Annotated in this window: 13 protein-coding genes and 1 pseudogene; 7 read left to right on the top strand and 7 right to left on the bottom strand. The window is 68.1% G+C overall.

What is annotated here, in order from left to right; translation table 11 throughout:
* Positions 1-408 precede the first annotated feature (408 nt).
* The 3 genes and pseudogenes from F3T56_RS50425 to F3T56_RS44360 form a co-directional block, all read right to left on the bottom strand.
* Positions 409-1,184, bottom strand: a pseudogene (locus F3T56_RS50425) (GNAT family N-acetyltransferase).
* Between the two features lie 117 nt (positions 1,185-1,301).
* The gene (locus tag F3T56_RS44365) at positions 1,302-2,276 is read right to left on the bottom strand and encodes a thiolase family protein (RefSeq protein WP_149831137.1); all 975 of its coding nucleotides are present in this window, start codon (positions 2,274-2,276) and stop codon (positions 1,302-1,304) included.
* Positions 2,273-3,391, bottom strand: coding sequence for a saccharopine dehydrogenase family protein (locus F3T56_RS44360; RefSeq protein ID WP_149831136.1), 1,119 nt, complete (start codon positions 3,389-3,391; stop codon positions 2,273-2,275). The genes F3T56_RS44365 and F3T56_RS44360 overlap by 4 nt, the downstream gene beginning before the upstream one ends.
* A gap of 226 nt (positions 3,392-3,617) precedes the next feature.
* Here F3T56_RS44360 and F3T56_RS47265 point away from each other — a divergent pair, with 226 nt between their 5' ends.
* Together F3T56_RS47265 and F3T56_RS44355 are read left to right on the top strand one after the other, a co-directional pair.
* Positions 3,618-3,962: an AraC-like ligand-binding domain-containing protein gene (locus F3T56_RS47265; RefSeq protein ID WP_216373098.1), complete on the top strand. Its 345-nt coding sequence runs from the start codon at positions 3,618-3,620 to the stop codon at positions 3,960-3,962.
* Between the two features lie 7 nt (positions 3,963-3,969).
* Positions 3,970-4,614, top strand: a complete 645-nt coding sequence (locus F3T56_RS44355) for an AraC family transcriptional regulator (protein WP_216373097.1) — start codon at positions 3,970-3,972, stop codon at positions 4,612-4,614.
* A gap of 31 nt (positions 4,615-4,645) precedes the next feature.
* On the opposite strand, the gene F3T56_RS44350 is transcribed toward F3T56_RS44355, so the two are convergent.
* The 4 genes from F3T56_RS44350 to F3T56_RS44335 form a co-directional block, all read right to left on the bottom strand.
* A complete protein-coding gene (locus tag F3T56_RS44350; protein WP_149831135.1) occupies positions 4,646-5,032 on the bottom strand; it encodes a hypothetical protein in 387 nt (128 codons plus the stop codon).
* Positions 5,029-5,478, bottom strand: coding sequence for a MarR family winged helix-turn-helix transcriptional regulator (locus tag F3T56_RS44345; RefSeq protein ID WP_149831134.1), 450 nt, complete (start codon positions 5,476-5,478; stop codon positions 5,029-5,031). The genes F3T56_RS44350 and F3T56_RS44345 overlap by 4 nt, the downstream gene beginning before the upstream one ends.
* A gap of 152 nt (positions 5,479-5,630) precedes the next feature.
* Positions 5,631-6,851, bottom strand: a complete 1,221-nt coding sequence (locus F3T56_RS44340) for a PucR family transcriptional regulator (RefSeq protein ID WP_172639470.1) — start codon at positions 6,849-6,851, stop codon at positions 5,631-5,633.
* Between the two features lie 225 nt (positions 6,852-7,076).
* Entirely contained in the window at positions 7,077-7,520 is a 444-nt protein-coding gene (locus tag F3T56_RS44335; RefSeq protein WP_149831132.1) for a nuclear transport factor 2 family protein, read from the bottom strand.
* Between the two features lie 709 nt (positions 7,521-8,229).
* On the opposite strand from F3T56_RS44335, the gene F3T56_RS44330 reads away from it, so the two are divergent.
* The 5 genes from F3T56_RS44330 to F3T56_RS49590 all read left to right on the top strand — a co-directional run bounded on the left by F3T56_RS44330 (position 8,230) and on the right by F3T56_RS49590 (position 11,548).
* Positions 8,230-9,162, top strand: coding sequence for an alpha/beta hydrolase (locus tag F3T56_RS44330; RefSeq protein ID WP_246204775.1), 933 nt, complete (start codon positions 8,230-8,232; stop codon positions 9,160-9,162).
* A gap of 17 nt (positions 9,163-9,179) precedes the next feature.
* On the top strand, positions 9,180-10,562 hold the full coding sequence (locus tag F3T56_RS44325) for an amidohydrolase family protein (protein WP_149831131.1): 1,383 nt from the start codon (positions 9,180-9,182) through the stop codon (positions 10,560-10,562).
* 221 nt (positions 10,563-10,783) lie between these two features.
* Positions 10,784-11,053 carry an alpha/beta fold hydrolase gene (locus F3T56_RS44320; RefSeq protein WP_281291984.1) on the top strand — a complete coding sequence of 90 codons (270 nt, stop codon included), beginning with the start codon at positions 10,784-10,786 and terminating at the stop codon, positions 11,051-11,053.
* A complete protein-coding gene (locus F3T56_RS44315; RefSeq protein ID WP_149831130.1) occupies positions 11,050-11,268 on the top strand; it encodes an SDR family NAD(P)-dependent oxidoreductase in 219 nt (72 codons plus the stop codon). Before F3T56_RS44320 ends, F3T56_RS44315 begins: the two co-directional genes overlap by 4 nt.
* A 154-nt stretch (positions 11,269-11,422) precedes the next feature.
* Positions 11,423-11,548: a hypothetical protein gene (locus F3T56_RS49590; RefSeq protein WP_281291983.1), complete on the top strand. Its 126-nt coding sequence runs from the start codon at positions 11,423-11,425 to the stop codon at positions 11,546-11,548.
* Positions 11,549-11,687 lie beyond the last annotated feature (139 nt).

Below are 11,687 nucleotides of genomic sequence, written 5' to 3'. Positions count from 1 at the left end.
GAGCACCGGTCACCCGATCCCTGATCGCGTACGACCACTGATCACATCGGACTCATTCGTCTAGCGTGTCACGGCTCAGCCGTCATCCTGATCCCACAGAATCCCGGTGCCAACTGTCCTCGGTATGTGACAACTGTGACCGGGATCGCTAGTTGGCACTAGGGAACGATCGTGACCTGCGCCGATGCCAACTAGGTTCTGCGACTGGAAGTACGGAATCAGAGAGATAGTTGGCACTTTGGTACACCGCAGGTCAGGGGGTGTTTCGCCGGGAGCACGAGGCCAGCTTCCTCCTGCGGGCGGAGACCCTGTGTGCATCCGCTGGAGTTCAGGTTCCGATGCAGTTTCTCTGCTGATGATCCGTACGGTGATGCATCCAGAGCACCACGTCGATCCGAGCTGTCGGGCTCAATCGGAAGGCAGTACCGGGGACCGCAGGCCGAGCCACTGATCGGCGTCCCAGGCCCGGAACCGCTCCGCTTCAATGAACCCCAGCTTTGCCGCGAGGCGCATGGAGCCGGCGTTGGCGGTCTGGGTGGTGAGCACCACCGGCTCGCCGGGAAAGACGCCTTCGAGCCAGTCGAGTGCCGCCGCGCACGCCTCGGCGGCATACCCGAATCCCCACGCCGCGGCAGGAACAGGTAGCTGAGATCGGCCTTCCCCGCGGCAGCCGGGCGACGGTGCTCCGTTGCTCTCCTGGGCAGGATCTGGCCGATCATCGCCCCGTTGAGATCAACGACGAAACTCCCGGGCGACCGCCGAGACGGCCAGGTGGAAGGCGGTGGACGAGGGGGCGCAGGCGACCCGACGACCAAGATCCATTCGAGGTTCGGCGCCTTCGGGGCGATCGAGAGTACGGCCTCGACGGCATCCGCACCGCATACGACGCCCCGGCATCCCGCGTCGCCGACCATGAACGCCAGTCGGTCACCCCGCAGCCGCGGATCCAGAGGGACGAACACCGCTCCGAGCACGTTCGCGGCGATCATGGACTCGACGAACTCGGGTTCGTTGTGGAGCAGAAGGCCGCAGCCGTCCGAGCGGGAGACGCCCAGCGCCGAGAAAACGTCGGCGATCCGCAGGGCGTGGGCCCAGAGGTCGCCGTACGTGCGTACCTGGGTGCGGCCCTCGTGCTCAAAGGTCAGGACGTCGAGGTCGGGGTCGGTGACGGCACGGTCGCGCACGAGGTGCGCGAGCGAGAGGGGGTGGTTCACGATCTCCCCTTCTGCCAGCACGGCAGGGCGTTGTTCCACTGCGGGAAGCGGGGAGTTCACGTCGCAGCAACGGGAGGTACGGGAACCCTAGGCCGTGTCCGGCGGATCATGTGACGCCTCGTGCTGGAGAAGCTCGCCGAACACCGACGCGTCGTGCACCTCGGCGACGGACACGTCCTGCGGCCCGATCCCTGCCTGCTCGTACGCGTCCTGCGCCGCGAGCGCGCTGACCGAGTGCTCCCAGTCGGCCAGGGAGCGCACGGTTCCGGTGCCGAGGACCGAGGCCAGTACGCGGACGTGCCGGCTTCCCCCGAGGCGTGCCCGGCCCGCCTCGTTGCAGACGATCGCCGCGGCGGCGCCGTCAGTGAGGGGCGCGCACATCGGGACGGTCAGGGGTTCGGTGACCGTGCGGGCCGCGAGGATCTCCTCGGCCGACATGGCCTTGCGGAAGTGGGCGAGCGGGTCGGAGACCGCGTGTGCGTGGTTCTTCTCCGCGATCAGCGCCAGGTGCCGCTTCGTCGTGCCGAACGTCTTCATGTGCGACCGGGCGAGCGCCCCGTAGATGTCCATGAACATGCTGCGCGGCACGCCGGCGTCGTCGAGGACGTCGCCGCCGAGCTCACGGAGCACCGCCCGTACGCCGTCGGGGTCGTGGACGTCGACGCCGCCGTCGAACAGGCCGAGCATCTTGCGCTTGTCGTCGACGTTGGTCTTCTCCACACCGACCGTCAGCACCACGTCGGCGGCCCCGGAACGGACGTGCAGGACGGCCTGGTGCAGGGCCGTCGCTCCCGTGGCGCACGCGTTCTCGACGTTGATCACGGGGATCCGCTCGAATCCCATGCTGCGCAGCGCCATCTGGCCCGGGACGACCAGCTGGCCCTCCAGGACCGACTGGCAGGTGTTGCCGAAGTACGCCGCGTCCACGTCACCGAGCCGCCCGCCCGCGTCCTTGAGTGCCTCGGTGACGGCGTCCCTGGTCAGGTCCTTGACGGAGGCGTCCCGCCGGACACCGAAGGGGGTCATGCCGACGCCGGCGATCCACACCGGTGGCGCGCTCACGCCACGCTCTCCTCGGTGATGCGCGCGAAGCCGTACGACTCCAGGGCGCCCATGAGCTCACGGTGACCGAGCAGCTCGGCGGGCGAGCGGAAACCGGTGCCGTGGTGGGTGGAGCCGAGCAGCCGGGAGGCCGCGTACGCCTGCATCAGGCCGGTCATCTGGTAGCCGGTGCTGCTGTGGATGACCACCCGCGCGGTGGCCGTGTTGCCGCGTGCCGTGCACCAGTCGACGGAGCGGTGGATCTGGCGGTTCTCACGGGGTGGGCTGCCCGGCGTCATGCCGGATGCCATCTTGTCCAACACCGGGTACAGGGTTTCCTCCGGAAGCCATTGCAGGGACACCTTGAACAGGCGCTCCAGGTCGATGACCCGCTTGTAGATGTCCTCGTTCCGCATCGCGACGAACATGCGGCAATTGCGCACCCGGCGGTCGTCCCGGAAGAACACCGGCATCGCGGTGCCGCCCCAGTTCAGCCCGGTGACGACATAGCCCGAACCGGGCACGACGAGGTCCTGGCGGGTCACCCGGTCGTACTTCTTCAGCCGGCCGTCCTCCAGGTAGTGGGCCTCCGCCCGCATCACGTCGAAGATCGACTGGGTGGAGCCGACCGTGGGGATGGCATTGGCGTACGAGCCGAACTCCAGGGAGTCGACGCCGGGTGTCTCCAGACAGATGCGGGCGGCGATGTCGTGCAGCGCGTACTGGATCGACATCGCGGACGAGGCGACTCGGCCGGCCTCGGCGAACCGCGGGCCCCACTCGTCGAGCAGGCGGAGCAGGTGGGTCTGTTCACCGGCTGTGTCGAGGTAGTGGCAGCCTGCCCGGATCGCCGCCTCCACGACCGGGGCCGCGTAGCGCAGGAACGGGCCCACGACGTTGCATACGACGCTCCGGCCCTCGAACAGCCGGGTCAGGGACTCGACAGAGCCGTCCACCTCGGCGATCTCGTAGTCCGCGGTCTCGATCCCCGGGACCTTGTCCATGACCTCCTGGATCCGGGCCTTGTTCCGGCCGGCGGCCACGAACGGGATGCTGTATTCACGCAGGTATTCGGCCACCAGTCGGCCGGTGGATCCGCTGGCTCCGTAGAGGACGACCGGACGCAATTCGCTCACCGCTGGGTCCTTCCGTGGTGGCCGAGACTCCTCTCAGGAGGGCTCGGCGCGGGTGACGGTGAGGAGAACTCTGCGCAACGGGCGACGGCACCGCTTGTCCCAGAGCGCAACCCGGCTTGTACGTTCGTGCAGCCGGCCCCACTCCTCATGCCCCCCGGCACGGCCTCGCGGTCCGCAGGGCGGCACAGCCTGTTGCCCTCCCCGCGTGGCAGGAATGCACTGCACAATGGTGGTGGCACAGCTCGCGGAGGTGTTCGGGATGGTCGGAACCGGCACATGGTCGACCGATGGACTGTCGCAGAAAGGTGCGCCCGTCGCGTGGACGCGCAAGATGCCCGAGCTGCACCTCCCGTGGACGCTGACATTCCCCGAGCCCGACCGGTTCCGGGCCGCTGTCCGCTACCGCAACCTGGACGAACTCACCGTCGCCGAGTTCCGGGGCGGACGCTACGCGGGCCGGAGGATCGACGACGCCGAGGGACGGCCTGCGCGCATCGGGGTGCTGATCAACCTCAGCGGCCGGCTGGTGTGCCGGTACGGGGACGGCGAGGTGGCCGTCGGCCCCCCATGACCTGCTGGTGTGGGACAGCGACCTCGCGCGTGCCTTCGACGCGGTCGAGCCCCACCACGAGCTCTCCCTCCTGCTTCCGCGCGGCATGGTCCCGCAGGGGCTCGCGGCCGCGGCCGCCCGCGCGAGCGGCCCCGTGCCGGTCGGTGCGGGAACCGGTCTGGCGGCGATCGCCGCCGATCAGCTGCGCGCGATCGTCCGCGAGTTGGACCACCTCTCGGACGCGGGACTCGCCATCGCCTGCCAGAACTTCTTCGACACCCTGGACTCCGCGCTCGTACCCACCGTGGAGGCGTCCCCTTCGGCGAGCGCCCGCGCGGCCCTCCTGAACCGGGTCCGCCGCTATGTGGAGGATCGTCTCGACGACCCGGAGCTGTCCGCCTCGTCCGTCGCGGAAGCACTCGACGTCTCCGTGCGCTCGCTGCACCTCGCGTTCGCCGGCACGGGCACGACGGTGGGGCGCTGGATCCGCGAGCGGCGCCTGAAAGTCTGTTACCGGGAACTCGCGCACGGATCCGGGGAGCGGACCGTCACAGACGTCGCCTTCCGGTGGGGTTTCAACGACGTGGCGCATTTCAGCCGGGTCTTCAAGCAGACGTATGGCATCACGCCGAGCCGTGTCGTGGCGCTGGCGCGCCGCGCTGCGGCCGGCTGACCCCTAACCCGCGGCGTGCCCGGGTTCGGGGTCAGCCCTCGACGGCGGCCGGGCTCTCGGCACGACCGGAGCGGAGACGCATTGGGGCGGTCGGTGGGCATGCCGGTCCAGGGACACGACACACCCGCCAGACGCGGTGGTTCGACGGCGAACAGGACCACGCACTCATCCGGCAGACCGCCTTCGCCGAGCGGACGAATCCGCCTGCCTCCAGCACGGCCCGAGTGACCGTGTCGCTCTCGTCCGGTGCCGCGTCGACCGGCGGCAGCACGGGTCGGTGACGCATGGTCGTGGGCGCCGTACGGGCGGCAGGCGTGCGGCGGGTGGTGCGCGGCGCGGTGGACGTACGGCAGCACCGCCGCACCGCCGGCACTCCGTCCGCCGAGGTCACCGGCCGTGTCACCCGTGCGAAGGTCACGGTGACTCGTTGTCCAGTTGCTCGAGGATGAGGTTGGAGAGCCGTGCGAAGGTGGCGAGTTCGTCCGGGCTGAGGGCGTCGATGACCAGGCGGCGGACCGTGGCCACATGGTGGAATGCGGCGGCCTCGATGGTTTTGCGGCCGGCCGGTGTGATGGCGACGAAGGCACCGCGTCCGTCCTCGGCGCATTCTTCCCGGGTCACCAGGCCTCGTTTGGTCATCCTGGCGATCTGGTGAGACAGGCGGCTCTGCTCCCACTCGATGATGCTGGCGAGGTCCTGGAATCGTTGCCGGCCGTCGGGGGTGTCGGTGAGGGGGACGATGCCGCGCGGGACGCGGTTGTGCTCGGTGCGCAGCCGATCGGTGCTCGTCAGTTCCAGCGAGGTGGAGCCGATCTCCTCGCTTCGGCGGGCGGCCGTCGGCGGGCGGCCGACTGGTGTACTCACCTCCGACCGAGCGGTGCTCCGGCATCGTTGCCGCAGCACGCTTCTCGACAATGCTGCTGTGCGCGCCGATACACCTCTGCCGTCGAGCGAACGGTCGATCGGGTTATTCCTGACGGTACGGCGGCGGGCGGAGGCCGAGGCGGCGGTCTGGTTCAGTCGAGCCGCACGTTCAGCCAGTGCATCGCGTCCAGCGCCAGACCCACGTTGGTGCCGTGCCGCTCGAGTGTCGTCGGGAGGAGCTGTTCGGCGCGGCGGACACGCTGCAGAACGGTGTTTCGATGCGTGTACAGCAGACGAGCCGTCTGTGACGCGTTGTACCGCTCCCGGATGAACACCCTCAGCGTCTGTCGCAGTTCGGCGGGGCCCGCGGCCAGGGGGCCGAGCGTCGTGTGGACGAATTCCCGAAGCCGGGCGCTTTCCGCTGCAAGAAGGAGCACGGCGGCGACATCGTCGTAGAAGACGATCCGCTGCTCGCCGTGGTCGCGGACCAGACGCTGTGCTTCCAGTGCCCTGTGGTGGCTGCGTCTGAAGCCGTCCACCCCCTCGTCCCGCGGCCCGACGACGAGCCTCACGTCGGGGTGCTGTGCCGTGGCGGTTTCGAGGTCGTCCGGCGTCATGAGTGCCCGCGGCGTCACCCACAGCCAGAGCGACGACGTGCTGGCGTGGACGAGAAGCTGATGCGCCGACTGGGTGAGTCGGCCGACGATGCTCGCGGCCTGCACGAGACGTGCGCGGTCCGCGAGTCGCGGCGGTGCGGAGACGATGACGCCCAGGTGGGAGGCCGACAGCGGGTATCGGAGGGCCTGCTCCAGGTGGCTCGTCGGCGCGGAGGAGCCTCCGAGCACGAGATTGACCAGTTCGAGCCGTCGAACCTGTGCGTCACCCGACAGGGCCGTGCGTTCCCTCTCGAGGAGGTCCAACAGCGCGGCGGAGGTGTCCTCGACCCAGCGGGCGAGCGAACGGGAGACGTGGTCGAGAGCCGGCAGCAGGACCTCGGGATCGTCGTGCAGTGAGAAGGCCAGCCGCATCCAGAGGGACCACATCGCCTGCTCACCGGCGCGATATGCCGTGCGGAGGGTCTTCTCCGTACCCCAGCGGAACCCTTCTCTCGCGACGCCGACGACCTGACTGCTCAAGGTGGGTGCGACCCTCAGCCGGGGGTGCTCGTACATCGACCGCGTCCAGTGGAGCGCGTTCTCCTGGGTCGCCTCGCCGAGCGCCTCGACAATGGACGGATCGGCAGCGAACGGGCCGCCCGCGGCGTCGACGACCGCCGCGGGCACCGGCATGAGAATGCCCGGATCGGCGAGTATCGCTCTTGAGACGCCGCGAATGAGCTCCTCGGAGTCACCTCCGAGCGTGGTGGCAGTCACCGGGCCTACTGTACTGGCGTGTGCGCACCGCCCTGTTCGCTGCCGATCCTGTGTGCAGACCACCATTGAGCTCGCGGGAGGTTGCCGGTCATAACGGTCGGCGTGTGGCGGCTTTACGCCTGCCGCGAGGGGAAGGAACCCCGCACATACCCGTGCCGTCGACTCAGTGGCTCACTCAACGATTCCCGCCACGACCGGCTACCCCGCTAAAAGCGATGACCCCCTTTAGACGTGGACTCTCATGGGGTCCCCTTGAGCGAAGACAACCTCGAGACGGGCCTGCGTCAATCGCCAGCCGTCTTCCGTTCGTCGGGCGGTGACGTGAAACTTGCCACCACCATCCTCGTGCTTCATCAGCTCCGCCGCATTCGGGAGGTGATACGCGACGACGTAGGCCACGCCCCTTGCCTCGTCTCCATCGAGGTCGACGTAAATCTGCCCAATGTGGTGATACGTCACCTCATAGGCGCGCCCGATATTAGTTCCAGGGGTGTCGACAATCGCTTGCCGACCGCGCTGAATCTGCCCGCCGATCTCAAACACAGCATCGTCGGTGTACAGCGAATGCAATGCGTCGTAATTCGCTTCGTCGAGCGCTCGGTAATGCTCCTGAACAAGTTTTCGGACTTCCGACTCGTCAATCAGGCGCTGCAAATCCGCTTCGTTCACCGATTGCCTCCCGTGTCACAAGGTGCCATCACTCTTTACCATGACTATACGTCCTGTTCAGGCTTGGCGGTACTGTTTCCATTGTCACCAAGAGCGATCTTGACACCGTCGGGTCACCTGTGGACCCACCAATTCCGGCTACTCAATTCTTGAGCGCATTGACGACGTTGCGCGCGTGCGCGGCCCAGCCGTGTGGAGAACTCGATTCCCTTGCGGGAGATGAGGTGCTGAATACCGAGCTCGCGCAGCCATCGGCGCAGGTAGCCATTGCCGTACCCCTGTCCGCGTAGAGCTTGGCGGGCCGTCTCCTGCACGGGCGGTCGCCCCCGACCAGGCGGAAGCCAGCGGCGACTGCCGCCAAGTGCACCCTGCTGTGGCCGCGAAGACGAGCGTGGCCGACGCCTTGCGATGCGCGTACCGACGCCGACCCGTCCGTCCGGTGCCATGCGCTTGCCACCGGACGCCATTCAAAACCGGCGGACGGGGCTGCGGAGCGTGGCTACTTCGCCGCCGCCCTGCGAAATCTGAGCCGGCCAGCGGCCAGGAGTCCAGATCACAAGTGCACAGTGCACTGCTCGTCCCCTGGTCAGTGTGCGTTGCAACATTGAGTACCGACGCCTCCGCCATGAGGATGTGCCGTGACCCTCCTGGGTGTGGCTGGCGACCGTTGGGCGCAGGCTTGCCCGATCAACGGCGATAGGAGTTCGTGGTGGCTGACGCGGCGGTGTCCCGGCGGGATGTGCGGTTCAGGTCGGGCGACGGTGAGTGTGGTGGGTGGCTCTTCCTGCCCGCCGGCGCGGCGAACGACTCGCCCGTGCCGATCGTCCTCTTGGGTCACGGCCTGGCCGGACTCAAGAGTCAGCGGCTCGACGCGTTCGCGCAGCGGTTCGCCGAGCGGGGGTACGCGGCCCTTGCCTTCGACTACCGTCACTTCGGCTCGAGTACCGGTGAGCCGCGGCAACTGGTCGATGTCGAAGAGCAGTTGGAGGACTGGCGCGGCGCTGTGGCGTATGCCCGGACTCTTGAGGGTATCGATCCGCGGCGGGTGATCCTGTGGGGGACGTCGTTCGCCGGTGGGCATGTGATCACCACGGCCGCGGGCGATCCCGGCATCGCCGCAGCGATAGCCCAGTGCCCGTTCTCCGACGGGCCGGCCGCCGCGAGGGCGATGCCGAAGAAGACGATCATGCGGCTCATGCGTGAGGCGCTCAAGGACCGGAAGGCTGCGAACCGGAATGAGCCGCCGGTGCGAGTTCCCATCGTGGGGCTTCCCGGTGACCTGGCGGTAATGACCTCGCCGGACTCGGTGAGTGGATTGCGGGCGATTTTCGACGCGTCGGGCGAGCCGTTCGAGATCCCCGAGATTCCCGCCCGTTTCATGTTCCAGGTGCCGGTCTATCGGCCCGGCCGTGGGGCGTCCGAGGTGAAGGCTCCTCTGCTCGTCTGTGTGTGCGAGCGGGACAAGGTGACGCCGGCGCGCAAGACGGAGCAACTCGCCTCCCGTGCGGCGCGAGGGGAAGTCAAGCGTTACGACGCCAGTCACTTCGACATCTATGTGGGCGATTGGTTCGAGCGTGTCGTGGCCGATCAGATCGAGTTCCTCGAGCGGCACGTGCCGGTCGAGGCGACCGTCGTACGCTGAGCGAGCAGGAGCCGGACATGGAACCTTCGAGCACCCGTGTCGGTGAAGTGCTCGCCGCGCGCGCTGATGACCCGCAGCGTTCGGCGATTCTGCGCAATGCCGAAGTCGTGACGATGGATCCGGACCGGCCGCGGTCAGAGCGGTCGGACGTGTTCATCCGGGGAAGCCGGATCGAGGCCGTCGGAGCGGATCTCGGCCACCTCGCTGATGAGAACACCGTCGTCGTGGATCTCACCGAGCACATCGTCCTCCCCGGATTCATCGACTGCCACGTTCACGCCTGGGAGGGGGTCTTTCGGGGTGCCGTGCCGGATGCGAGCTTCCCCGAATACATGGCTTTCGCGCACCTGGCGTGCGCCCCGCTGATGACTCCGGACGAGATGCGGGTCGGGCAGCAACTCACCGCCGTCCAGGCCATCAACGCCGGCGTGACAACGATCGTCGACAACAGTCACAACACGAAGTCCGTGGAGCACGCGCTCGCCGCCATGGACGGTCTCCGGTCGATGGGCATTCGGGCGGTCTTCGCCGCCGGGGCACCGGCCGTCGACACGGATCCGGAGAAGTTCCTGAGCACCTTCGCGGAACTGCGATCGGCATACCCGGACGACGACGAACTGCTGACCCTCCGCTTGTTCAGCCCGATGCCCTCGCGTGGAGTCTTCGAGTTCGCGCGAGCGACCGGTGTGGGCGTCTCAGCCGAGCTGGTCCTCGGAGTTCCCGTCCCGCAACTCGGGTTGCCTGCGGCCGTAGGCGACTTCTTCGGTGAGGGCTTGATCGGAGCCGACGATACGTTCAACCACTGCATCGGCGTGAGCGCGCGGCAGTGGTCGGAGTTGCGAGACGTGGGCGCGGGCGTGAACGTCACTCCGCGATCCGACCCTCACTTCGGCATCGGCCCCGCGTTCCCAGCCGTGCTCCAGGCCCAGGAGAGTGGTGCTGTCTTCGGTATCAGCTCGGACAACGAGGTCTGCTACGGACTGGACTTCTTCACCGAGATGCGGACTCTGCTGACACTCCAGCGCAGTGCCGCGTTCACCCGACCGAACTCCTCCTCGGGCGAGCAGGCGATCAGCCCGTTCAGCACACTCGACACGCTCCGGGCCGCCACGTCCGGGGGCGCGCCGAGCGCCGGCATGCCTGGTCGGCTCGGAATACTCAAGGCGGGCCTGCCTGCCGACCTCATCGCCGTCAACACCGGGCGGTTGCACCTGCGCCCTCGTGGCGACGCCATCGGCACCGTCGTCAACTTCTGCACGAACAGCGACGTCGACGTCGTCTTCGTCAACGGCACGCTCCGGAAATGGGGCGAGGGGGTCATCGGCATCGACGTCGCCCGGACGATCGCGGAGGCAGAGCGGTGCCGGGAGCGTGTTCTCGGCGCAGTGAACGCTGCTTAACCGACCGCTGGGCGTGGGTACACCGGGCACGCGCCGGGCTTGCTCGCGCTCGGTCTCGGGGTGCGCCTCGGTGGCATTCGTCGAATGCCCGCTGCACTCCAGCAAGCGGGCGGTGAGACGGCGTTGGACCTCGTAGGCAGTGTCGACGTCGACGTGCGCGGCCACGGCGGCCCCGCGCGGAGCGCTGCGGCGTCCGGCGGACCTCGCTCGACGAAAGCCACATCGCCTTCTACCACCACTACAACGCGGCCTTCGGCAAGCGGGGTGGCATGGACCCCCTGTGGCGGGACCTGCACAAGATCAAGGCGCCCACGCTGCTGCTCTGGGGCCGCGACGACCGGACCATCACCCTCGAAGGCGCCCAGCTCATGCTCAAGCAGATCCGTGACGTGCAGCTGCACGTGTTCGGGCGGTGCGGCCACTGGGTCCAGCTGGAGCGGCAGCCCGAGTTCGACGCGTTGGTCACCGGCTTCCTCGGGGAGCAGTCATGACGGGCGGCTGGCTGGAGGGTGACGCGGCCCTGATCACCGGGGGCGGATCGGGCATCGGCCGTGCCGTCGCCGAACGCTTCCTCGCCGAGGGAGCGTCGGTCACGATCCTGGGCCGCGACAAGAAGCGACTGGACGAGGTCGTACGCGATGCCGCCGACCCGTCGCGCATCCACGCCGTCGTGGCCGATGTGCGCGACTCCGGGGCGGCGGCATAGGTGACGTCGCCACGACGGACATGGATCTGGATCACGTACCGGGAACCTGACGAGCCGGGACTCGGCCGTGCCCTGTCATCGCAGCCACTCCCCCGCCCGGGGCGACGGTTTCGACCAGCTGCGGCTCACCGAGCTTCTTGCACAGCTTCATCACGTGACCCGGACGGTGTTGGTGAAGGGGTCGATGTCCTCGTCCCGTTCCTTCTCCGGCAGCTACTCGGCCGAAAACCACCGTACGTTCGGCAAGGAGCCGCTCAATGAGGACGGCTGGCCTGCCTGACGGTGGGTGCGTCCGTGACCTCGGTGGCGGGTGCGTCCGCCCTCGTCATGCCCTACCGGGACCTGAGGTGCGCCCTAGGGCCTGTATCTGGTTTCGATCAAGGGGTGGCCCGCGCGAGCTCCTTGATCCAGATCATCGA

This window comes from Streptomyces tailanensis (assembly GCF_008386495.1).
Lineage (GTDB): Bacteria > Actinomycetota > Actinomycetes > Streptomycetales > Streptomycetaceae > Streptomyces > Streptomyces tailanensis.
The sequence above is the reverse complement of the archived record's forward strand: the minus strand, read 5'-3'. Positions and strand labels throughout refer to the sequence as shown.

Coding starts and splice junctions, on each gene's coding strand:
- F3T56_RS47265 (WP_216373098.1), top strand. CDS start 3,618: ATGGTGGTGGCACAGCTCGCGGAGGTGTTCGGGATGGTCGGAACCGGC.
- F3T56_RS44325 (WP_149831131.1), top strand. CDS start 9,180: ATGGAACCTTCGAGCACCCGTGTCGGTGAAGTGCTCGCCGCGCGCGCT.
- F3T56_RS44315 (WP_149831130.1), top strand. CDS start 11,050: ATGACGGGCGGCTGGCTGGAGGGTGACGCGGCCCTGATCACCGGGGGC.